Origin of the sequence: Streptomyces sp. NBC_00461 (assembly GCF_036013935.1) — a bacterium.
GTDB lineage: Bacteria > Actinomycetota > Actinomycetes > Streptomycetales > Streptomycetaceae > Streptomyces.
Genome location: NZ_CP107902.1, coordinates 39,284 through 62,078, shown reverse-complemented (window position 1 = coordinate 62,078; position 22,795 = coordinate 39,284). Strand labels below are relative to the sequence as shown.

Here is a 22,795-nt window from a genome sequence, read left to right as displayed (position 1 = left end):
GGGCTATGGCTGCAGCCTTGATGGCGAGCGCCCGCACCTCATGGCTCAATCTATTCCGTTACGTCTTTGAGTCTTGACGGAGTCTGCACCCCTGCGGCAGTCTCCAGGGCACTGCTTGAGAGCGCTCTCAAAAGGCGCCTCGCATCCCGTCCCGAAGCCATGGGAGGCTTCCATGCTCATCTCCCGAGCCGCCAGACGTACCACCCTCAGACTCGGGGCGGTCGCACTTGCCGGTGTGCTCCTTGCTGCCTGTGGATCCGGGTCGTCCGGGTCGTCCGCGGACAACAACGGCAAGGTCACGCTCACCATCGACCTGTTCGGCACCTTCGGCTTCAAGGAAGCCGGCCTGTACAAGGAGTACGAGAAGCTCCACCCGAATGTCACGATCAAGGAGACCAGCACCGAGCAGGAGAACGACTACTGGCAGGCCCTGAACACTCACCTCGCCGGCGGTGGGGGTCTGGCTGACATCCAGGGCATCGAGGTGGGCCGCACCGCCTCGGTCACCCAGCAGATGTCCGACAAGTTCGTGGACCTGAACTCGCTGGGCGCCAAGGACCTCAAGGGTGACTACTCCAAGGCCAAGTGGGCGGCCGCCACCACGGCCGACGGCCGGACGCTGGGCCTGGGCACCGATGTCGGCCCGGAGGCGATCTGCTACCGCAGCGACCTGTTCAAGAAGGCGGGACTGCCCACCGGCCGCACCGAGCTGGCCAAGATGTGGGCCAGCTGGGACGGCTACCTGAAGTTGGGCGAGCAGTACAAGGCCAAGGCCGGCGCCAAGAGCCACTGGATCGACAGCATCGGCAGTCTCTACTCGCTGATGATCGGCCAGCAGAAGGAGCGCTACTACGACGCCTCCGGCAAGCTCGTCTACGACAAGAACGCGGCCGTGAAGAGCGCCTGGGACACCTCGGTCAAGGCCGCCAAGGACGGGCTGAGCGCCAAGCTCACCCAGTGGTCCCCGTCCTGGAACCAGGCCTTCAGCAGCGGTTCCTTCGCCACTATCGGCTGCCCCGCCTGGATGCTGGGCTACATCAAGGGCCAGGCCGGCACCGCCGGCAAGGGCACGTGGGACGTCGCCCCGCTGCCGGGCGGAGTCTCCGGCAACTGGGGCGGCTCCTACCTGTCCATCCCCAAGACCTCGCCGCACGCGAAGGAGGCGTACGCCTTCATCAAGTGGCTGACGGCGGCACCGCAGCAGGAGAAGCTCTTCAAGAAACAGGGCAGCTTCCCCTCCAACCTCGGGGCCATCGCCGGAGTCCAGGGCGTCAAGGACCCCTACTTCAGCAACGCGCCGATCGGTGAGCTGTTCGGCACGGCGGCGCAGACCTCTCCCGTGCAGGTGCTCGGCGTGCACGACAGGGACGTGGACCAGCAGATCACCAATGCCCTCGGTGAGGTCGAGCAGAAGGGCACCAGTTCCGCCACCGCCTGGAGCCACGCGCAGAAGGGCATCGACAACGCGGTCGGCTGACGCCTCCTCGGGTGTGCAGGGCACGCCCCCGACCCGCCGCCCTGCGCGCCCGGTCAGCCGGCTGTCTCCCGGGCGCGAAGGACCGCCCCCAAGCGGTCCTTCGCGCCCCACATCCGACGTGCGTGCCCCGACCCCACGATCTGCCCCCGACCGAAGGTCTGACCCATGACCCTGACCGCCGCCGCCCCGCCGCGGACCGCGCGGCCGCCGGCCACCCTGAGGCGGCGCCTGGCCAAGCTGTCGCCGTACACCTACATCGCCCCGTTCTTCGCGCTGTTCGCCGCCTTCGGGCTGTTCCCGCTGCTCTACACCGCCTACGTCTCGCTCTACCGGGTCGAACTCCAAACGCCGGGGCAGCTGGAGTGGCGCGGCCTGGGCAACTACACCGCGCTCTTCGGCGACGACTACTTCTGGACCGCGCTGCGCAACACCTTCACCATCGGAGTCATCTCCACCGTCCCGCAGCTGATGATGGCGCTGGGACTGGCCCACCTGCTCAACTACAAGCTGCGCGGCCGCACCGTCTTCCGCGTCACCATGCTGCTGCCGTATGCCACGTCGGTGGCCGCCGCCACCCTGGTCTTCGCCCAGCTCTTCGGCCGTGACTTCGGCCTGATCAATTATCTGCTCGGCCTGGTCGGCGTCCACCCGGTGGACTGGCAGTCCGGCACCCTCGCCTCGCAGATCGCCGTCTCCACGATCGTCGTCTGGCGCTGGACCGGCTACAACGCGCTGATCTACCTGGCCGGCATGCAGTCCATCCCCGCCGACCTGTACGAGGCCGCCGAGCTGGACGGCGCGTCCCGCTGGCGGCAGTTCCTGCACGTCACCCTGCCCGGGCTGCGGCCCACCATCCTGTTCACCGTCGTGGTGTCCACCATCGGCGCCACCCAACTGTTCGGTGAGCCCCTGCTGTTCGAGGGCAGCATGTCCGGCGGCATCTCGCACCAGTACCAGACCCTCGGCCTGTACATGTACCAGGAGGGCTGGGGCTTCTTCCACCTCGGCCGGGCCGCCGCCACCGCGTGGGTGATGTTCGTCCTCATCCTGCTGCTGGTGCTCATCAACACCGTGATCGCGCGCCGCCGCACCCGCAAGGAGGCCCAGCGATGACCACCCTGGCCACGCCCCGGCGCACCGAAAAGACCGCCCCTGCAGCCCGTCCGGCCCGCCGCCCGCGCGGGGGGCGGGCGGGAGGCCACCAGCACGGCGGCCGTCTCGCCTACGCGATCCTCATCGTCGCCGCGCTCATCTCCGCCTTCCCCTTCTACTGGACGATCGTCGCGGCCACCCGCTCCAACGCCGACCTGGCCAAGAGTCCGCCGGCGCTGCTGCCCGGCGGCAGCCTGATGCACAACTTCCAGCAGGTGCTCGAGCAGGCCGACATCGGCAAGGCGCTGCTCAACTCACTGATCGTCTCGGGGGCGGTGACGGTGGGCACCGTCCTGTTCTCCACCCTCGCCGGCTTCGCCTTCGCCAAGCTGCAGTTCAAAGGGCGCAACGCGCTGCTCGCCCTGACGATCGGCACGATGATGATCCCGCCACAGCTCGGCGTGATCCCGCTGTTCATGGTCATCGCGAAGCTGCACTGGGTCAACCAGCTCCAGGCGGTCATCCTGCCCGGCATCGTGTCCGCCTTCGGCGTGTTCTTCATGCGGCAGTACCTCGTGCAGACGCTGCCCGACGAGCTGATCGAGGCGGGCCGGGTCGACGGCGCCTCCACACGGCGCATCTTCTGGAGCATCGTCATCCCGATCGCGCGGCCCGGCATGGCGGTGCTCGCGATGCTCACCTTCATGGCCTCCTGGAACGACTTCTTCTGGCCGATCATCGCCCTGTCCTCACAGGAGCCGACCGTGCAGGTCGCCCTGCGCCAGCTCGGCGGGGGATACGTCCACGACCAGTCCGTCATCATGGCCGGCACCCTGCTCGGCACGCTGCCCGTGCTGCTCGTCTTCGGCCTGCTGGGCCGGCACATCGTGGGCGGCATCATGCAGGGAGCGGTGAAGGGATAGCACGCCGCCCACGCCCCCACTGCGCTGACTGGCCGGGCGCGCAGCGCCCCCTGAAGCCGGCCCCCGCTCTTCGAGCCCTTTGCCCCGACGCGCGCCATCACGCCCCGCCTCACTGCGCTCGGGCCGAACAGCCGCTGGGCGGGGGCCGATCCACTGCCCCGATGACAGGGCGCTGAACCACAACGGAAACGCCCCCACCGCACGGTGCATGACCGGGGGCGAGACCTGGCCGGCCGATGCCCGGTTCGTCTCCTGAGCGCTGCAAGGCCGTGCAGCGCCACTCCACACGACATCAACGACCCCCACGGAGCCCTGATGACCACGACTGCCCCTCACCTGGTTACCGCCTCCCCGTTGACGTTCCCGCCGACGTTCCGCTGGGGCGCCGCCACCGCCGCCTACCAGATCGAAGGGGCCGCGAACGAGGGCGGCCGGACGGCGTCGATCTGGGACACCTTCAGCAGAACACCGGGGAAGGTCCGCAACGGCGACACCGGAGACATCGCCGCCGACCACTACCACCGCATGCGTGAAGACGTCGCGCTCATGGCCGAGCTGGGCCTGACCGACTACCGCTTCTCCGTGTCCTGGCCCCGTGTCCAGCCGACGGGGCGCGGCCCCGCCGCCCAGAAGGGCCTGGACTTCTACCGCGCCCTGGTCGACGAGCTCCACGCCCACCACATCCGCCCCGTACTGACCCTTTACCACTGGGACCTCCCGCAGGAACTCGAGGACGCCGGCGGCTGGCCCGAGCGCGACACGGCCCAGCGGTTCGCGGACTACACCGCGCTCGTGGCGGGCGCGCTCGGCGACCGCGTACGGACCTGGACGACGCTCAACGAACCGTGGTGCGCGGCGTTCCTCGGCTACTCAGAGGGCGTCCACGCACCCGGCCGGACCGAGCCGGAAGCCGCACTGCGGGCCGCGCACCACCTGAATCTCGCCCACGGCCTGGCCGTCGGCGTACTGCGCGACCTGGTGCACCCGTCGTCCGAGGTGTCGCTGACCCTGAACCTCGCCGCGGTGCGCCCGCTCAGCGACAGCCCCGCCGACCAGGACGCGGCCCGCCGGATCGACGCGCTGGCCAACCGGATCTTCCTGGACCCGGTGTTCCGCGGGCACTATGCACGGGACCTGCGGGCCGACACTGGGCTACTCACCGACTGGTCCTTCGTCCGGGACGGAGATCTGGAGATCACCTCCCGGCCCATCGACGCCCTCGGCATTAACTACTACACGCCCACGGTGGTCGCCGCCGGCTCCCACCCCGCGCCCTCGCCCTGGCCCGCCGCACCGGCACACGCACGCTTCCTGCAGGCACCGGGCCCGCGCACCGCCATGGACTGGCCGGTGGACGCCGGCGGCCTGTACGAACTGCTGACCCGGCTGCGCGACGAGCTGCCGGACACGCCGCTGATCGTCACGGAGAACGGCGCCGCCTACGACGACTACACCGACCCGGAGGGCGAGGTCCACGACCCGGAACGGATCGCGTACCTGCGCTCGCATCTCGAGGCGGTGCACCGGGCCATGGCGGCCGGCGCGGACGTCCGCGGCTACTTCCTGTGGTCCCTGCTGGACAACTTCGAATGGGCCTACGGCTACAGCAAGCGTTTCGGCATGGTGCACGTCGACTTCGCCACCCAGCGCCGCACCCTCAAGGACAGCGCCCGCTGGTACGCGGACGTCGTGGCGCACGGCAGCCTGCCGCTCAGGTGAGCGGGCCGTCACAGCACCGACGTGGCCGATCCCCGTGAGCCGCCCGCGGTGGGTCCAGGGCGCGCACGGCCTACGGCCAGAGGCGCGCGGCGCCGATGTGACCGGGCCGTTTCTGTAGGGTGAAAGGGGCGAGAGCGCTCTCCCCGGTCGCTCACACTCGCCTGCCGGGAGCTACGCTGTTCCCGTCCCGAGAGGAGCGTTCCCTTGTCCGACCAGATCTCCGCGTCCCGGCCCACCCTGGAAGCCGTCGCCGAACGGGCCGGCGTCTCCCGGGCCACCGCCTCTCGTGTCGTCAACGGGGGCAGCGGGGTGCGCGAGGCTCTGGTGGAGAAGGTACGGCGGGCCGTGGAGGAGCTGGGCTACGTACCGAACCAGGCGGCCCGTGCCCTGGTCACCCGCCGCACCGGCGCGGTCGCCGTCATCGTCGCGGAGCCGGAGACCAAGGTCTTCGCCAACCCTTTCTTCGCTCAGCAACTGCTCGGCATCAGCCGGGAGCTGACCGCCCACGACACCCAGCTCGTCCTGCTGCTGGTGGAGGGCACGGCCGACTACGACCGCATCGGCCGCTACCTCGCCGGCGGCCACGTGGACGCCGCCCTGCTGTTCTCCCTGCACGCCGAGGACCCGCTGCCCGCCATCACCCGCCGGGTGGGGCTGCCCACCGTCTTCGGCGGCCGTCCCGGCTGGCCGGGCGCGGAGGGAGACCGCAGCCTCCTCTACGTCGACTCGGACAACCGTGGCGGCGCCCGCGAGGCCGTCCGCCATCTGCTGTCACTGGGGCGCGGGCACATCGCGACGATCAGCGGGCCTCTCGATCAGACGGCCTCGGTGGACCGGCTCGACGGCTACCACGACATCCTGATGGACGCCGACCCCCGGCTGGTGATCGAGGGGGACTTCACCGAGGCGGGCGGCGCCCGCGCCATGGCAGAGCTGCTGGAGCGGGCGCCTGAGCTGGACGCCGTCTTCGTCGCCTCCGACCTCATGGCCACCGGCGCGCTGCGCGTGCTGCGAGAGCACGGGCGGCGGGTGCCGGACGACGTGGCCGTCGTCGGCTTCGATGACATGGCCTCGGTGGCCGAGCTGACCGACCCGCCGCTGACGACGGTCCGTCAGGAGATCGAGGAGATGGGCCGGCTGATGGTGCGCTTGCTGCTGCGCAGCCTCGACCAGCGGACGCAGGATGGCAGCGGCGGCCGTCCGCTGTCCTCCGTGGTCACCCCGACCCGGCTGATCCGGCGGGGTACAGCCTGAGCCTGACGCCAGCCTCCGCCTCCTCTGGGGTCGGGGGAGATGCCCTGACACAGGTGATCGCAAGGGCCTGGTCGACTCGGTTGGTTCTGCCTCCCTTGGCGGCCGGCGTTGCGTCGAGTGCCTGATCAGGCAGTTCCACTGGTCAGGGAGGATGGTGGACTACCTGCCTCGGCATGCCGGTTGCCACCGCGTCGACCGATCCGGTCGAAGACCCGTCGCCACCGCAACCACCAGCCACGCCAGGGCGTCTGGGTCAGGCCGCCCGACGTCTGACACCCACCACGTGGTGACAACTCCCAGGAGCAGCGCCAGGAGGATGTGGGAGGTGGCCTCGGTCAGCTGGAAGTGCCAGTACCGGCTGCCCGGCTGACAGGAGTCCCAATCGGTGTAGTGATGTTCCGCCGGCCAGGCCTTCAGCGACTTCTGCGAGGCCGCCGCGCGTGACGGAGAGATCTCTGTCGACGCGCTTATGGCCAGGATCGGGTCTGCACGGTCAACAGTTCAGTAGCTCGGACAACTCCCCAGGGCCGAGGACAAAAGAGAGTTGACAAGTCGTCCGAGGCAGTCTTCGAGTTGCCGGCCTCGCACGATGCCCCAGGCCCGTGCGAGGGCGCCCCTGCGCTGCCGCCGGATCGGCGGTGTGCGCCTCGCCCGGGGCTGGGAAGTCGGCCTTGTGCGGCTCAGTGGGCAGGGCTGATGAAGTCCAGGGCCTCATGGGCCAGTCCGTCCCAGCTGAGCTCCGAGCCGGGGTTCAGGCTGAGCCACTCGCTCATGAGCCGCCCGTGCCCCGGGTCGAAGCGCTCGCCCTCACCGGCATCCACCAACTCGTCGACCCGGGCCCGCGGGAGCTTCACCACGAGATGGCCCTGCGCGAGCATCGCGAAAATCTTCCCGCCGACCTTGAGCGCAGCAGCGCCGAACCTTCCCTCCCGTCCCGGCTCGTCGCCAGGGATGGTTACCCCGTCCAGCTCCGCGAACTGCGCGACCAGCTGCGCGTACCGCTTCTCGGGGGAGACTGCCCGCCGTCGCTGCATCGGCTCCTCGACTCATTCCGGCCAGTGCAAGGTCTCCTGCCGACCTCCGCCATCGCGGCATCCGGCAGCTTACTGTTGTGACCAGGTCAGACCATGAAAGCTCGGGGGTGCAGCGAGAGGTTCAGTTCACACCAGACGATCTTCCCGCCCGGGGTCCGGTGGCTGCCCCATCGGTCGGAGAGGCTGTCGACCAGGACCAGCCCGCGTCCGCTTTCGCAGGTCATCGAGGGGTGGCAGAGCGCCGGCAGTTCGCTGCTGCCGTCGCTGACCGCGCAGCTGAGGACGGGGGTTGCGGCCTGCCGGTAGATGGCGCTCAGGTTCAGGGGAGGGGCGGCGTGGCGCAAGGCGTTGGTTACCAGTTCTGTGACGAGCAACTCCACTGTTTGGGTCAGGAAGTCGGGGACGCCTGTGTGGAGGAGACTGACACGTATCAGGGTCCGGGCTTTGCCGGCCGCAGTTGATGTCCATGGCAGAGCCAGGGACAGGGCCAGCGAACGTCCGTCACGCGGGGCGGGGACGCCAACGGGCGGGCCGGGGATGCCGGCTCCGGGTCCTGGAGGGTCAGAACTGTCCGCGGGGTTCGCGGCGACCTTGTAGCTCATGGGGAACTCCGGATATCGGGAGAGGCTGAGTGGCGGCGTTGCTGCCGGGATGGCCACCGTCCGGGAATGCCTTGAATCCGACCTGCCGTGCCTGCGCAGGAGGCCCTGCAGGCGCTTCCGCGCTCTGCGGGGCCGACGCGACGATCAGCGCGCCCAGCAGGCACTTCCGCGTCGCCTGTGACGAGCAGGATGACGCTGAGAAGCCCAGCGCCACCGACCGCAGCCTGCCACCCAGCGTGGCCCGGCCCGTCACCGGTGACCGCGACGCCACGGCTGCTGCCGCTTCGACGATGGTCTGCCGGGCAGGCGAGGCGTCGTTGTGCTGCTGTCCGCCGGAACCGGCGGTTGAAGCGGCAGCGGTGACGCTCACCATCGCGATGCCTCTGCGGTGGACCATGGCCAGTCCTTTGACCTGAGCTGTGGACACAGCTCTCCTTCGATGGGCCGGAAGGGGAAGGGGTGGCGACTCTCCGACCTCAGATACTGCGTCCACGTCCAGGAGGTGCACGCCTCGAAGTGCCTCAGCCTTCCTTCAGCGGCGACAATACCCAAATATGAGAGCGCTCTCAAGTGCAAGTGTTGACCATCTGCGCTGCAGGGGACAGGGCGGGCGCGGATCTCCCCCCGGATCCGCCTCCCGACCGGCTGCTCCTCGGGGGCCATCCCGTCACGCGGAAGCACACAGGCCACGCTGGCGGCGGCAGCGATCGGCACGGCGGACTGGCCTTGCGCTGCTTGCTCGGCCACTTCGGCGTCGCGGACCGAGCGGCTGCACGTCCCCGCCCCGACCGGGCGCAGCCTGCTCTGCACGCGGCCCTGATCGCCGCAGCCGCCGGGGCGGGGTCGCCCCCCCATGTCGTGCGGTGGCGCCCGTCGGCAGGCCCTATCGGCAGCTCGCCCGGGACACCCTGGTACTCGGTGACCGCATTGTCCGACGCGCGGCCGGCGGACAACTGCTGCCGTCTCTGGATGTCACGCTGGCGTACGTCGGTGCCTGTGGAGGGGATCGCGCGCAGTGGTAGCGGGACTGGCAGGCCGTCAAGGCGGAACTGACCGAGGCCAAGGCACGTACCGATGAGCGGGACCAGCCCCCGGTCAGCGCCACCATTGAGTCCGCCACCGGACGTTGGGCCGGCGACGGCACCGGCAGCGCGCGCCCCGGCCGACGTCATCTGGGGGGCTTGGCGGCGACCCTGGTGTGCGGAGTCGCCCTGGGGGTGGCGGGAACGGTGGCCATACTGCTGCCGGGGCTTCCCACGGCCAGGCAACGGGCGGTGGAGACGCTTCGGCGACGCCGTCGGCCTGGCAGAGCATCGCTGCCCGGTCGCCGGACACCGCGCACCCCGGCGACGGCATGGACCCCATCCGTACCCGATGCGGCGACGCCAAGGCGCACATCACCAACTGGACTCAGTGCCGGTCTACCTGCCAGGCGAGAAGAAGTTCGGCGACCTGGTGATGCGCAACAACCCGCGCTGCAGCGTGATGAGTTGGGGTACCGTGAACGGGCCGGCCCGGCCCAACCGCAAGGTGTACATCACCGCCTACCGGCCCGCCGACCGCGCGTCCACGCTCTCCTGGTACGGCGCACTTACACCTCTGTCCCGCTCGGTGGCCCTCCGGGCCGGCACCTGCACGCTCCAGCCGGTGCGGTGCAGCAGCAGGTCCAGCCCGGCCAGGGTGTACTCGGCCCCGAACCGGCGGCGCACGACCTCGCCGATGCGGGCCAAGGTCCAGCACTGGTCACTCCAGCCGCACGCGGCCGGACCAGCCTCCAACACCGCTTCCAGGGCACGTAGTTGGCTGGTATCGAGCTTGCAGCGGGCGCCACCGGGGCCCTTGGAGACCAGCGCCTGGCGGCCGCCCGAGGCCAGGGCCCGGCGCCGGCGGTTCGCCGGCATCCGGGTCACCCGGAACCGCCGGGCCACCTCCCGGTCACTGGCCCCCGCCTCGATCAAGTCAGCCGCCGCAAGCCGGACTTGCTCACGACGATCCCGCTCCTCGGCCGTCAGCCCACCGCCATCGGGATATCTCATCCCTCCGGAATAGTGGCGTGAGACCGCCGATGGGGCGGGCATCGCGGGCCATGCGTCGGCACCACGATCTCCAGGCCGCCGCTGACACAGGTCGCCCACCGCCGCTGGAGAGCACCGGTCGAACGTGCGGTCGCCTGGCTCGTCCAGCACGGCAACTGCCGCCTGCGCTACCGCGGCGCCATCGCCAACAACACCTGGCCCCACGCCCGGGCAGCCGCCCTCAACCTCCGCCGCCTGATCAACCTCGGACTCACCCAGACAGGCGGAACCTGGCAACTCGCCCCGGCCACCCCAGCGAAAGGGGGCTGCCCGGCCTCCAGCCGGACAACCCCTCGCCAAGATCTCTATGGATCTTGGCGCTAGACTAAGCGTCCTCGAGGACTTCCGCGAATGCGATCACTACTCCTCCGGTGGCGTGCGCTTTGGTAGCGGCGACAAGGGGACCCGCCTCTGCGGCGGCGGCGCTGGCCGCCGCGTAGTCGGCGAAGTACAGGTCCAACAGTCGGTACGCCGGGGTCGGGCTGCCGTCTTCCTTGGGCCACACCTTCGACGTCTGCAGCCGAGTCAGTCCGGGGAGCTTGCGCGCGAGCGCGAGCTGGTCGGGGTAAGCCGCCTCGAAGGTGTCCGGGTCGGTGGGGTTGGAATAGACAAAGCTGATCTTGGTCGGCTTGCCTTGCTCCGTCATGGATGGCCTCTTGATTGTTGGTCTCGGTTGATACAAGCGAGCGGGCCCAGACTCGGACGACGATGTCAGCAATTCCAGTGGCATAGGTGCTTCGCCGATGGAAGAAGTTGGCACATGACAGAGTGCCCAGAGTCATGGCCCCACTCACTGTTTGCTAAACCTAGTCAGAGGAATGGACAGCGACCATGACCGCTCCGCCGGGAAATCTTGCCGATCGTCCAGCGATGCCAGAGGGTTTACTCCGATCGCCGCAAGCGTTTGCCGATCCGCCAGCGCTTGAGGACGCCGCACTCGGCCTCAACGCAGATGGTCAAATGCACGACTTGCTCTCGGAGCTTCTCCGGAGCGCCCGTCTGAGCGGAGAACGGATCGTTGCGTACGCTCCGCCGCGGAATTTCTCGATCGGCTTCGCCGATATCGGCAGCCTGCACATCATAGAAGCAGGCGAACTCGTGCTTCGGGTCGACGGAGACCCGCACGTCCAGCACTTGAGCCGCGGCGATGTCGTCCTGCTCCCGCGCGGTGACACGCACCACATCAGCGACGCAGGCAAGCGCGCGCAAGCGATCGTGCGTACCAGCGCACCCGAGCCGGCGCGCTGGCTCTGCGGCACATTCACGATCGGCGCCCCACAGGCGAGCCACCTGCTCCGGTGCCTGCCTGCCGTGATCATACTGCGCGGTGACCGCGGTCCAGCGCTCGAAGGGCTCGAAGTCGCACACAGGATGCTCGTATTCGAGATGCAATCGCCCTCTCAAGGATCGGCGGTGATGGTCGCCCGCATCCTCGATCTGATCTTCATTCAGATTCTGCGCGCCTGGGCCGCTGGCTCGGACGCCGAACCGAACTGGCTGGCCGGTGCGTTCGACCCCCAGATCAGCCTGGCCTTGAGCGCTATCCACCGAGACATCGGCCACGACTGGACAGTCGACGAGCTGGCCCGAGCGTGCAACCTTTCACGGTCGGCGTTCGCTGCGCGGTTCGTCGCTCGCGTCGGGAAGCCGCCAGCAACCTATCTCGCGCACGTACGCCTGGGCGCCGCCACCGACCTGCTCCGTGACACCTCCCTTCCGCTCACGCTCATTGCGGAGAGCGTTGGCTACACGTCCGAGGCGGCATTCAGCCGCGCGTTCAAGAACCGCTACGGCATGCCACCGGCTCGCTGGCGAAGAGACACACGATGTCGCCCGCCCGTAAGCACTCCCTCCCCAGACCCAGAAGCAGGTGAACCGGCTCGTCAACCGCGAACGAGCCGCCAGCGAGCATGACCTCTCCGACGTGAGATGTCTGGCGCATCCTCACGGAGCTCCGCATGAGCGCTCAGCTCGCGACCTCCCTGCTTCGGGGTGTGCAACTGACGATCAGCGTCCACACCTTCTCGGGAAGCGGTGAAGGGCACAGCCGATTCCATGTGCCTCGGAAAACCTCCCCCGTGTGACCCGCGGGTTGTACCGAGCGAGTCACGTCTTCGCACCACACCCGAGTAGTGCGATTGTCCGGCTGCCGCGATCGCCGGTCGTCGGCCTAGCCTTTCCACGCCACGGCGAACAGGCAGGCGCCCGGCAGTCCGGCAGGCGCTGCGCCACGGTGACGGCTCCTCGGCGGACAGAGTCCGCCGAGTCTGGATTCGCCTCAACCCTCGTCGATCCGCTGATCTTTCCTGCAGAGGCGATGCGGCGATGCAACCCCGGAACGGGCAACGGAGTATTCGGAGTCGCACAGGCTCCGCTCCTTCCCATTCCGACCTGCCGAAGGGAGAGCTGTGTACGGGGCGCAGGTCTCTGGGAAACGGCCACCAGGTGTGGCACGGAGCCCTCTTCCACGACGCCGTGCACCGCCGCATGCGCGTCACCGCTGAACCGAGACCTGCACCTGTAAAGCAACCACCGCCCCTTGACCTGACAGGGGCCGGAACCATGGGGGAGACCCTTGAACAGAATCAGTCATGCTGCCGCCGTCGCCGCCTTGGTACTGGCTGCCGGCGCGACCACCTGCGTCACCGCGTCGGCGGCCCCGTCGCACACCGGTACGGTCGTGGCCAACGCGGCCTCACGGACCGGCTTCACGACGACAGTTGGCCGCGAGGCCGCGCTCCGGCCTTCCACGGTCGCCCCGAAGATCGTCTGGCATCCCGGCGGCTGCAACAAGGAGACAAGGGGGCCCTTCACGGCCAGCGCCTGTACCAGCGACACAGGGTTCGCTGGTGTGGACTTCAACTCCGACGCCTACATCGACGCCAAGCCCAACGGGTGTTTCTACCTGGAGATCGACCTCCGCGACGCGAACGCCAACAAGCTTGCCACCGGCGACTGGCAGCGGTTCTGCGGCACCGGCCACTTCCTCGGCCCGACCTTCAGCGGTCAGAAGTACAACCAGCCGTACTACAGCGAGCTGACCATCGCGAGCGGCAACCAGTCCTACGTCATCGACAGTCCGTACATCGGCTACACGTGGAACTGACCGTAGGGCACCATCTCAGAGAGGAAGCCACATCGTGAAGCGCACGACCACTGCTCTCCGGCTCGCCATCGCCGCCTGCACCGTCGCAGGTGCCGTACTGGCCACTGCCCCCCTCGCCACGGCCGAGAACGCCACCAAGGACGCCGCGATGTCGCCCGGCTACACGATCGAGGCGCGTGTCTACAAGGACTTCGGCGTCGCCCACCCCACGAAGTGGGTGACCTCCGCCTGGACGTACCACGGGGCCGCGTTCCAGAGTATGACCCGCATCCGTAACACGGCGACCCTGGCCAGTTCCGTGGGGACGTTCACGTGGAGCTGCAGCGTCGGCGTGAGTACGGGCGGGCCGGAGGGCAACTGCACCGGCACGCCGAACGTGTCCACCTACAGCACCAGCCAGTACTGGGAGAACGGCAACACCTACGAGGCCGACCTGAACGGGTACATGTACCCGTCCTGGAACACCACGTGGGAGCAGGTCTGCTCGATTGCCTCGGCCAGTTCCAGTTCGCTGGGCATTCACGGGCAGAGCCAGGCCTGCGTCGGCTGACCCATCCTGCGGTGCCCGCCGTTCTCGCGGCGGGCATCCGTCCGCCGACTCCGCACCCCTCTCGTCCCCCTCTCGCCCTGTGGCCCTGCCACGCCTTCGACCAGCAGGAGACCAAGGATCATGCAGGTTCGCCTCCGCGGGGCGGTGGCGGTGCTCGCCGCCGTGCTCGTGCTCCTGGGCGCCCTCGGCGGCTGTGCGGCCGGTCCCGCGACGACCTTGCAGCAGAGCCGCCTTGCGGCGGACCTCGCCCGGCTTCGCGGGGACGACGGCCTCTACTCCGCGAGCGTCCCCGACCGGCCCGGGCTGTACGACTCCGCCTACGGACTGGCCGCGCTGTCGGCCCTCGGAGAGCCCGGGCAGCTGAGCGAACCCGTGACGCGGAAGGTCTTCGCCGACCAGATCACGGGGGATCAGCTCTGGGGACGGCTGTATCTGGCGCTCCTCGAGCAGACCCTGCACCTGCGCCTGCACGACACGTCCGACGTTGCCGCGCTGCGGGCGATGCACACCCCGCGGGGCGACTTCGCCGACCCGGCGGCGCAGCACACCCGCGTACCCGACAGAGGCGCGGAACTGGCCGCCACGACAGCCGCACTGCGGGCCCTCAAGACCTTCGGCGCCCCCCTCACGGGAAACGCCGCCACCACCACCCGGCGCTGGCTCGACACCGACGGAACCCGCGCCGCGGCCACCAGCCTCACTCAGCGACTGCACCTGGTCCAGGCCCGCGCCGCCCTGGGACTGCCGGCCCCCGCCGCACTGCGTAACACCCTGCGGACCTGGTGGTCCCGCACCGGCGCGAACCAGCACGGCCCTGTGTCCGGCGACGCCTTCCTGGAGACCTGCTCCTACATCCGGTTGGCCCGGATCGCCGACGTCGAGCTGAGCGGGCGGCGCGACCAGTTGCTGGCGAACCTCGACCCCTCACCGCTGCCCGTGGGAGACCCGCAGATCGCCGATGCCCTCACGGAGTCCCTCACTGTGCTGCACGCGAAGCCGGCCCGTTCGGCGGCACTGCGCCGGTATCTGTGGACGCGCCGACTCCCCAGCGGTCTGTTCTCGGCCGTGCAGCAACGAGACGGAGACCTTGAGGCGTCGTTCCAGGTCGAGGCGTTGCGGACGCTGACCGGACTGCCCACGCAGGACCCGCAGCTCGCAGCGGCCCTGCGCGCGCACCGCGGCACCGTGCAGCGTTCTGGGCAAGGGGCACAGGCCGTCTGGCTGGCCGTGCTGGAGGCGGCGGGGGGAAGCGTCGGCACCCCGGACCGGCGGACCCTCACGGCACAGGCGGTCAAGGACGTGCCACCACTCTCCGCCGGGACCGCCCAGCAGTGGTCCGAGGTGAGCGCCGCCCTGCGCAGCTCCCATCTGCGGGTTCCACGCGTGGACATCACACCGTGGCCGGCAGACACCGCCGAGCACCGCTACGCGACCTACCTCGCCGTCAGCGGGCTCGAAAAGGACGGCCGACTCGCGGAGTTGCCCAACACACCCTCGTCCGACGCCCTTGCCCGACAGGGGATGGAGCTGCTGCGGACCGGCTCCCTGCACCAGGCCGAGGCGGCCCTCAGCGCCGCGCACGCCACGGGCTGGCACCCGACCGCGGCCCAACGCACCCTGATGGCGGACCGGCTGACTTCCCTGCAGGGCTGCCCGGGCACTCCGTCACTGTTCCGTGACTCCGCCTCCTCCCAGGCCTGTGACGTGTACGCCACGCTCTCCGCCTGGCGGATCTTCGCCCTGCTCGGCACGGTTCCTCGGCAGTGATCGCCATTGGCGAAACCGCCGTCCGGCTCCGCATCGAAGACAAGGAGATCAAAGAGTGGGATTCATCGCCTAGCTGCACGATGCGGTAGGAGGCCAGGCCCCCGGCGGGAGTCCGCATGGCGTTCCCTCGATGGTCAGCCGGACCGGCAGCGGCGTGGTGCCGATCACGTTTTCAAGGCCGGCCTCGTCCGGCTGCGGCTCCATGTCCGCAGCGCTGGCCGCCATCCCTTGTTCTTCGCAGGGAGGCTCGGCCGTCAGCGGGCGGGAGCGCGATCCTTGGCCCGGAGGGGCGAAGCGCCGCAGATCGCTGCGTCTGTGGTGACGGTCATGCCGGGCGTTTCTGGTTCTCGACGTAGCCCTTGACGATGCTCAGCGGTGCGCCGCCGCAGGAAGATCCGCAACATGAGTAAGGCCCCAGAACCCAAGCCCGGCACCGACCAGCCGGGCGGCTTCCTGCACGACGGGGCCGCCGCCAAAGCCGGGCTCAACAAGTCGATCAACGATGCCGGATGGGGGCCCTATCTCTTTCGTCAAGGGGCGGGTCGGTTGATTGGTGATGTTTCAGGCGGCTTGGGGGACGGCTTGAGGTTCGAAGAACGTGCCGTCGCGGAGCATTGCGAAGAGCACGTCGACGCGGCGGCGTGCGAGACACATCAGGGCCTGCTTGTGCCGCTTGCCCTCGGCCTTCTTCCGCTCGTAGTAGGCCCGGGAGGCCGGGTCGGACAGCGAGGCGAACGCGGCGAGGAAGAAGGCCCGTTTCAGGTGCTTGTTGCCTCTGCGGGACGGGCTCTCGCCGCGGATCGAGGACCCCGACCGCCTGGTCACCGGAGCGAGCCCGGCATAGGCGGCGAGGTGGCCCGCGGTCGGGAAGGCGGTGCCGTCACCGACGTCGATGAGGATCCTGGCTCCGGTCCTGACGCCTATCCCCGGCATCGACGTCAGGAGCTCGGAAAGAGGGTGCGACTTGAGCAACTCCTCGATGTCCGAGGCCAGTTCCTTGCGCTGGTCGAGCAGGCTGGCCAGGTTCTTCGCGAGCTTGGGCACGATCACCGCGGCCGCGTCGGTGCCCGTGACGACGACGGTCTAGAAGGTAACGGGGTTCCTGACGCACACCGCCAGGGAGAACCGACCCGCACAGGAAAAATTCCACTGCGTGGCCTGGGGCCACCACGCGCACGCCGACACCGTGGCAGCCACCCACGTGCTACGGGCCGGGCTGGTCCGTCGCGACGCCAACCCGGCATAGCGAGAAGCCCCCGGCTTCAGCTGGGGGAGGAGTCACCAAGAAACGGCGTGGCTGGCTCGGCTCGTCGATGCCCCACCCTCGCGTCACGTCATTCCGCACAGTGACGCTGTCGGAAGCGGAGTCGACGCCCGCCGCGTGGAGTAGCGGGTATGGGCATATGGGGCGTGCGGGCAGACCCCCGGCCGTCGTCCCGCACGCCGGCTGAAAGTGCCTCCGAGGAGAGTGGGAACAAGGAGTTCAATCCCACTGGGTGTTGTGGTTCAGGAGGCGGTTGTGGGCGTCGTATTCATCCACCGCGGCGATGCTCTGTCCGGAGGCGATGGGGATTGCGTAGGCGCGGTAGGCGGTGCCGGGGACGGCGGCCACCTTTGCGGTCGCGTGCCGGCCGTCGCGGAAGGTCATCGTGGCATGGGCGACGGCGGCGTCGGGATGGACCAGGAACAGCCGACTGCCGGTGTTGCCCTTGTCGGTGTTGCCCTCCAGTGAGGCGCCGGTGGTGTGGTCGGTGTCGCGGGTGCCGTCGACCACGGTGCAGCCTGCCCAGGGGTCGGTTGTATGTCCCTCCGGCGCGCCGTCGATGACGACGTTCGTGCACAGCAGGCTGTGCCCCTTGGGTGCCGGGCTGTGCAGCAAGCCGGACGGAGAGGGCGGGGTGAAGCCCTTGGGGAACGTGGCGTAGTACGTCAGCGTCACCGACCACGGCTCGCCTCCCAGCACACCCCGCCCCACCACAACACTCCGCGGCACCGCCGATGGAGAGGGCCGGGGCGAAGAAGCGGTGGTTGTCTGCTGCTGCGGGCGAATGTTCTCCGCCTCGGTGCCGGGTAGGAAAAGAGTCACGGTCAGGCAGACGGCGAGGATTGCGCCTGCGGACGCCACGGCGGCGCGGCGGTGGGCGCGGCGAGACCGGCCGGCCTTGAGGATCTGCTGCACAGGGGCGGCGGACGGCTGCCGCTGGTGGGCCGTGCGTGCCAGAGCGCGGCGCAGGGCCTGCTCATGCTGGGGGGTGCTGTCGCTGTCTGCTGGGGGGGACGGCCGGGTCACGGGGCATCTCCGAGGCTGGTGAGGGACTGGATGGCCAGTGCCGGGTGCGTTCTGAGCTTGGCCAGTGCACGCGAGGCCTGGCTCTTGACTGTCCCCTCGGAGCAGCCCAGTGCATGAGCGACTTCTTCGATGCTCAGATCCTCCCAGTAGCGCAGCACGACGACGGTGCGCTGCCGCGGGGGCAACTCGGACAGAGCCTTGAGCAGCACATCCCGCTTTTCGCTGCCCGCGGCCTCATCGGGTTCCGTGGCGTCCGGGAGGAAGGGCATGAGCAGGTGAACGACGCGGTGCTTGCGATGGCGGCTGCGATTGTTGTTGATCAGGGCGCGTCGCACGTACGCGTCAGTCTCGTCCCTGCGCAGCCGCCGCCACTGCGTGTACACCTTGATCAGCGTCGTCTGCACAAGGTCCTCGGCTTCGTGGAAGTCGCCGGTGAGCATGTAGGCGGTGCGCACCAGTTGCGACCAGCGCGTGGTGGCGAACTGGACGAATTCGGTGTCGTCGTCGCCGTTCCTGCCGAGGTACACGAAGTGCCTGTCCCTGCCGTCTGAGATCGTGGAAATGTCCTGCATCCCGTGGTCGGGGGCCGGTGGTCGGCCCGGCCCCCGACCGGACACGGGGTCAGCGCCACTGGGTGTTGTGGTTCAGGAGGCGGTTGTGGGCGTCGTATTCATCCACCGCGGCGATGCTCTGTCCGGAGGCGATGGGGATTGCGTAGGCGCGGTAGGCGGTGCCGGGGACGGCGGCCACCTTTGCGGTCGCGTGCCGGCCGTCGCGGAAGGTCATCGTGGCATGGGCGACGGCGGCGTCGGGATGGACCAGGAACAGCCGACTGCCGGTGTTGCCCTTGTCGGTGTTGCCCTCCAGTGAGGCGCCGGTGGTGTGGTCGGTGTCGCGGGTGCCGTCGACCACGGTGCAGCCTGCCCAGGGGTCGGTTGTATGTCCCTCCGGCGCGCCGTCGATGACGACGTTCGTGCACAGCAGGCTGTGCCCCTTGGGTGCCGGGCTGTGCAGCAAGCCGGACGGAGAGGGCGGGGTGAAGCCCTTGGGGAACGTGGCGTAGTACGTCAGCGTCACCGACCACGGCTTGCCTCCCAGCACACCCCGCCCCACCACAACACTCCGCGGCGCTGGGGCTCCAGACGGTGTGGGGTGGCCAACGGACTGTCGCGCAGCCGAGGCGGCGCGGTGGCTGACAGCGGGGGTGCTGGAGCGATGAGAGGCGTCGGAGGCGGCCGCAGCGGCAGCAGTGATGCCTACCGCCGCGACACCCGCAGCGACCGTGGTCGCGAGCTTCTTGATCCTTGTCGCGGACACAGTTCTCCTTCTGTAGACGGGCAGATGGGAGCGGCGCCTCTCCGCTTTGGAATACTCCGTTTGCTTCCGGGAGGTTGCATGACCCGGGACCGCCGTGCATGGGCCAAGTGCTGGGAGCGTGGGTGCACGCGCCAGAAGGCGAGAGCCTGACACCCCCCGATCGAGTTCGACGAGAGTCTTCGAACGGCAGGGCCGACAGGCAGAACATTCCTTCGTGCAGGAGGGACCAAGGCGGCGAGCCCGCGACGTCCCGCGGCGAAGCGCAGGCAGCGTTACCACCGGTACAGCGTGATCGCGGACAGAGCGGCCAGGCGGGTAAGCGGCCACATGAGGCGCTAGTCGGGCAGCACGTCGTGTCACATTGCGGTCAACGCGGCCGGTGCCTGCGGCATCCCAGAGGACGCCGCAGGCATGCGGATCAGCGGAAGTGGATGAACGACAGCCCGGCGGTGGCGATGGTATGCCGGCTGTATGAGTAGTACCGGTAACCGTCGTAGCTGTCGGCGTAGTTGTAGTCCTCCACGTCGACCGTGCCGTTGCCCACGCCCAGCACGAAGCCAACATGGCCCATGGAGCCTGCACCATCGACTCCCGCCGGCAGGACGGCGACGCTGTTCACCGCGGGCGTGCTGTTGACGACCAGGCCGAGGTTGCGCGCGTTCGCCACCCAGGTTCCGGCGTGGCCGAACCAGCCGCCGTGCCAGCCATTGCTGAAGTCTGCGATCTTGAGGTTGTGGCGTATCCGCCAGGCGACGAACGAAGTGCACTCTCTGGTCAGGAAGCCCGCTCCGTCGCTGACATCGATGCTGCTGTTGGCGTACGGGTAGTCGTTGCTGCCGCCGACAACGATGTTGGTGCCCGCGGCCCACAAGGGTTTGTTGGTGTTGCTGTAGACGACGGTATTCCCGTCACTCTGAAGGGTCAGATAAGCGCCGGCGTGAGCGTTGGTGTTCGACGCCCACAGGGCTTTGTTGGCGCTGCTGTAGACGACCAGATTCCCGTCGCCCTGCATGTCGGCGCGTGCGCCGGCGTTGCCCGCCGTGCGGCTGGACCAGAGCGGTACATTGTCGAGGGTGTACTCCACCAGGTTCCCGTCGCCCTGCATCGTCAGGCGGTATTCCCCTGAGGCGACGGTGAGTGACTGCCCCGCCGTCAACTGGTGACCGGCTGTCAGGGTCGACGTGGGCGCGGCGTGAGCGGTGGCGGAGGACCCGGTGGCCGCCAAGGCGGGAGCGCCAGCCGTCATGACCGCCGCTGTGGCGAGGAGTACCGCGGTACCCAACGCGAGAACACCGTGTCGCCGGGTGTGCTGATGCGCAACAACAGGCATTGCTGTCCCTTCCCGAGCGCGAAGTCCTCCCGCGGCACGGCCAGTGGCCAGCCACGTGAGAGGGGCGGGAGACCGGAGCCAATGCCCGGCTGGCACAGCGTGCTGCACTTCAGTGGGACGGGTCATGCCCACTGTTTGTGCCACTCCCGCGTGTAGGTGTTACGACCCACAGCACAGCCGCGGCAGCTGAGTCATCGCCATCTGGCGCCGAAGTGCGCTTGGGACGCACCGGGCTTCACAGGCCCCGGAAACCTCAACTGGTCGGCAGGCTCTGGTCGTTGCCCTGGTTCGTGATGTCCAGGGTCAGTTCCACGCTCGTTCCCGCGCCTGGGGCGGATTCCAGGTGAACGTGGCCGCCGATTTCCAGGAGCCGGCGGCGGATGGACTGGGGCAGGCCCCACCCGACGGGTTGGTGAGCGGGGTCGAAGCCGCGCCCATGGTCCACGATGCTGATGGTCACCTGCGTAGGGGTGGCGGCTGCGTGGAGTACGGCCCTGTCGACGCCGGCGTGCTTGGCGACGTTGGTCAGTGCTTCCTCGACCGCGCCGGACAGAGCGGCGACCGATGCGGCTGCCAGACCGGCGCGGACGGCATCCTGCTGCCGCAAGGAGCCGTCGACGAGCTGGACGTCGAGGCCGTGTTCAGTCTTGCGGCACACCACTGCCTGTAGAGCGGTGAGCAGGTCATGTTCGTGGTCGATCGGGTCACCGCGGACCAGGGCGCGCAGCCATGTGGCCTCGCCGGCGACCTGGGCGCGCAGCCGGTCGTCGGCGATCCAGTGACCGCGAGCCAGTGTCTCCATGGTCTGCAGCACCCGGTCGTGCAGGGCCCTGGCGTGCCGGAGGCGCTCGCGTTCGGTGGCCAACGCGGCCGCGTCGGCGACGGCTTTGGCACGCGTGGTGTCCAGTTCACCGGCGGAACGGCGCAGTTCACGCGCGACGATCCAGGTGACCGAGGTGTCGGCGAAGTAACTGATGGTGTCGGGAAGAGCGTTCCAGGGGCGCTCCAAGCCGAAGAACAAGGACGAGAGGACGTATCCGGCGGCCAGCGCGGTGGTCGCGGCGAGGACGGCAACGTACCGGAGGTAGGCGACGCCGATTCCGATGCTGGTCAGGATGGTGAAGCCGTACATGAAGTACGCCCAGGTCAGGGCATCCTGCGTATCAGTGAGTGCCGCGTTGGCGGCGAGGGCCGCGACGCACAGAGCGATGTCGGCGCTCATCGTGACCGGCGTGATCTTTCGGCGACGCAGCCAGTAGACGCTCAGCAGCACGCTTTCCAGGCAGACGGTCAGGGCGACGGTCAGGACCCACCCGGGGCGCGCGTACTGGGCGCTGTGGGACAGGACGGTGATCAGGACCTGGAGGATCCCGGTCGCGCGGAAGAGTACGGCAGTGAGCGTGAGCATGCGCTCGCTGCGCTGTGCCGCGGTCGCCTCGGGCACCTTCACGGACTGCGCTGACTGGTTGGTCCGCACGCGGGTCAGGGTCACTCCGTTCCTGCGGTCTGCTTGCCCTGGCGTTGCAGGGCGGCGCGGGTCAGCTCGGCCTTGTTGCCCAACTGCAGCTTACGGCGGATGCGTTCGACGTAGGTGTCCACGGTCGCCTTGCTGATGCCCATGCGGGTGGCGGTCTGGGCGTGCGTGAAGCCCCGGGCGATGTAGGCCAGGGCTTCCTCCTCACGCGCCGACAGCTGCGGGGCATCGGCACCGCCGTCCGACGCACCGTGACGGGAACGGGCGTCCGGGCCGGCGCCGAGCTCGCTGTGGATCACGTCGGCGAGTTCGGAGGACATCGCGAATCCGCCGGCTGCGACGGTCTCCACGGCCTGCGCGAACATCTCGATGCTGGAGTGCTTGGTCAGGTACCCCCGGGCACCGGCCTGGATGGCTCCCACGACGTCTCGCGGCCGGCCTGAGGCGGACATCACCAGAACCTTGGTCCACGCGGATAGTTCCGCCACCGCGGGCAGCGAGGGCGTGTCCACGTTCAGGTACAGGTCCAGCAGCAGTACGTCCGGCGGGGACGCGCCGGTGTCCAGCTCATCGGGTGAGCCGATCGACTGGGTGACCCGTACGTTGGGCCGGGCGGAGAGAGCGTGTTCAACGCCGCATCTGGCAATGGGATGGTCATCGATGATCGCCACATCGATCATGTCACTCCAGCATCGCCCGTAGCCCTGGGGGCTTGATTCCGACATTGTTCGATCAGCGTCCACATCTTCTCCGCAAGCGGTGACGGGCACAACTGATTCCATGTG

18 protein-coding genes and 2 pseudogenes are annotated in these 22,795 nt (G+C 68.9%); 9 read left to right on the top strand and 11 right to left on the bottom strand.

Annotated features, from left to right (window positions below; genetic code table 11):
- Positions 1 to 172 precede the first annotated feature (172 nt).
- The 5 genes from OG870_RS00290 (at position 173) to OG870_RS00270 (ending at position 6,465) form a co-directional block, all read left to right on the top strand.
- A complete protein-coding gene (locus OG870_RS00290; RefSeq protein ID WP_266593306.1) occupies positions 173 to 1,477 on the top strand; it encodes an ABC transporter substrate-binding protein in 1,305 nt (434 codons plus the stop codon).
- 165 nt (positions 1,478 to 1,642) lie between these two features.
- Positions 1,643 to 2,590, top strand: a complete 948-nt coding sequence (locus OG870_RS00285; protein WP_266593308.1) for a carbohydrate ABC transporter permease — start codon at positions 1,643 to 1,645, stop codon at positions 2,588 to 2,590.
- Positions 2,587 to 3,492: a carbohydrate ABC transporter permease gene (locus OG870_RS00280; RefSeq protein WP_266593310.1), complete on the top strand. Its 906-nt coding sequence runs from the start codon at positions 2,587 to 2,589 to the stop codon at positions 3,490 to 3,492. Before OG870_RS00285 ends, OG870_RS00280 begins: the two co-directional genes overlap by 4 nt.
- Positions 3,493 to 3,807: 315 nt before the next feature.
- Positions 3,808 to 5,211 (top strand): GH1 family beta-glucosidase, encoded by a 1,404-nt coding sequence (locus OG870_RS00275; protein WP_266593312.1) that lies wholly within the window; start codon positions 3,808 to 3,810, stop codon positions 5,209 to 5,211.
- A gap of 204 nt (positions 5,212 to 5,415) precedes the next feature.
- Positions 5,416 to 6,465, top strand: a complete 1,050-nt coding sequence (locus tag OG870_RS00270; RefSeq protein WP_266593314.1) for a LacI family DNA-binding transcriptional regulator — start codon at positions 5,416 to 5,418, stop codon at positions 6,463 to 6,465.
- 680 nt (positions 6,466 to 7,145) lie between these two features.
- Here the strand turns inward: OG870_RS00270 and OG870_RS00265 are convergent.
- The 4 genes and pseudogenes from OG870_RS00265 to OG870_RS00245 all read right to left on the bottom strand — a co-directional run bounded on the left by OG870_RS00265 (position 7,146) and on the right by OG870_RS00245 (position 10,822).
- Positions 7,146 to 7,499, bottom strand: coding sequence for a hypothetical protein (locus tag OG870_RS00265; RefSeq protein ID WP_266593316.1), 354 nt, complete (start codon positions 7,497 to 7,499; stop codon positions 7,146 to 7,148).
- A gap of 86 nt (positions 7,500 to 7,585) precedes the next feature.
- Positions 7,586 to 8,101, bottom strand: coding sequence for an ATP-binding protein (locus OG870_RS00260; RefSeq protein WP_266593318.1), 516 nt, complete (start codon positions 8,099 to 8,101; stop codon positions 7,586 to 7,588).
- Between the two features lie 1,574 nt (positions 8,102 to 9,675).
- Positions 9,676 to 10,137: pseudogene (locus tag OG870_RS00255) on the bottom strand (winged helix-turn-helix domain-containing protein); the annotation flags it as partial.
- Between the two features lie 364 nt (positions 10,138 to 10,501).
- A complete protein-coding gene (locus OG870_RS00245) occupies positions 10,502 to 10,822 on the bottom strand; it encodes an EthD family reductase (protein ID WP_266593322.1) in 321 nt (106 codons plus the stop codon).
- Between the two features lie 185 nt (positions 10,823 to 11,007).
- On the opposite strand from OG870_RS00245, the gene OG870_RS47965 reads away from it, so the two are divergent.
- The 4 genes from OG870_RS47965 to OG870_RS00225 all read left to right on the top strand — a co-directional run bounded on the left by OG870_RS47965 (position 11,008) and on the right by OG870_RS00225 (position 15,599).
- On the top strand, positions 11,008 to 12,090 hold the full coding sequence (locus tag OG870_RS47965) for an AraC family transcriptional regulator (protein ID WP_405622988.1): 1,083 nt from the start codon (positions 11,008 to 11,010) through the stop codon (positions 12,088 to 12,090).
- A gap of 661 nt (positions 12,091 to 12,751) precedes the next feature.
- Positions 12,752 to 13,282 (top strand): hypothetical protein, encoded by a 531-nt coding sequence (locus OG870_RS00235; RefSeq protein WP_266593326.1) that lies wholly within the window; start codon positions 12,752 to 12,754, stop codon positions 13,280 to 13,282.
- A gap of 34 nt (positions 13,283 to 13,316) precedes the next feature.
- Positions 13,317 to 13,832, top strand: coding sequence for a hypothetical protein (locus tag OG870_RS00230; RefSeq protein ID WP_266593328.1), 516 nt, complete (start codon positions 13,317 to 13,319; stop codon positions 13,830 to 13,832).
- Positions 13,833 to 13,952: 120 nt separating this feature from the next.
- Complete coding sequence (locus OG870_RS00225; RefSeq protein ID WP_266593330.1) at positions 13,953 to 15,599, top strand: hypothetical protein; 1,647 nt, start codon at positions 13,953 to 13,955, stop codon at positions 15,597 to 15,599.
- A gap of 561 nt (positions 15,600 to 16,160) precedes the next feature.
- On the opposite strand, the pseudogene OG870_RS00215 reads toward OG870_RS00225, so the two are convergent.
- The 7 genes and pseudogenes from OG870_RS00215 to OG870_RS00185 all read right to left on the bottom strand — a co-directional run.
- Positions 16,161 to 16,682 (bottom strand): annotated as a pseudogene (locus OG870_RS00215) (IS110 family transposase); the annotation flags it as partial.
- Between the two features lie 400 nt (positions 16,683 to 17,082).
- Complete coding sequence (locus OG870_RS00210) at positions 17,083 to 17,889, bottom strand: hypothetical protein (protein ID WP_266593332.1); 807 nt, start codon at positions 17,887 to 17,889, stop codon at positions 17,083 to 17,085.
- The gene (locus OG870_RS00205; RefSeq protein ID WP_266593334.1) at positions 17,886 to 18,416 is read right to left on the bottom strand and encodes a SigE family RNA polymerase sigma factor; all 531 of its coding nucleotides are present in this window, start codon (positions 18,414 to 18,416) and stop codon (positions 17,886 to 17,888) included. Before OG870_RS00205 ends, OG870_RS00210 begins: the two co-directional genes overlap by 4 nt.
- Before the next feature lie 94 nt (positions 18,417 to 18,510).
- Complete coding sequence (locus tag OG870_RS00200) at positions 18,511 to 18,990, bottom strand: hypothetical protein (RefSeq protein ID WP_266593339.1); 480 nt, start codon at positions 18,988 to 18,990, stop codon at positions 18,511 to 18,513.
- Between the two features lie 634 nt (positions 18,991 to 19,624).
- Positions 19,625 to 20,452, bottom strand: coding sequence for a CHAP domain-containing protein (locus OG870_RS00195; protein WP_327690529.1), 828 nt, complete (start codon positions 20,450 to 20,452; stop codon positions 19,625 to 19,627).
- 337 nt (positions 20,453 to 20,789) lie between these two features.
- Complete coding sequence (locus OG870_RS00190) at positions 20,790 to 22,028, bottom strand: sensor histidine kinase (protein WP_266593343.1); 1,239 nt, start codon at positions 22,026 to 22,028, stop codon at positions 20,790 to 20,792.
- A complete protein-coding gene (locus tag OG870_RS00185) occupies positions 22,025 to 22,690 on the bottom strand; it encodes a LuxR C-terminal-related transcriptional regulator (RefSeq protein WP_266593345.1) in 666 nt (221 codons plus the stop codon). The genes OG870_RS00190 and OG870_RS00185 overlap by 4 nt, the downstream gene beginning before the upstream one ends.
- Positions 22,691 to 22,795 lie beyond the last annotated feature (105 nt).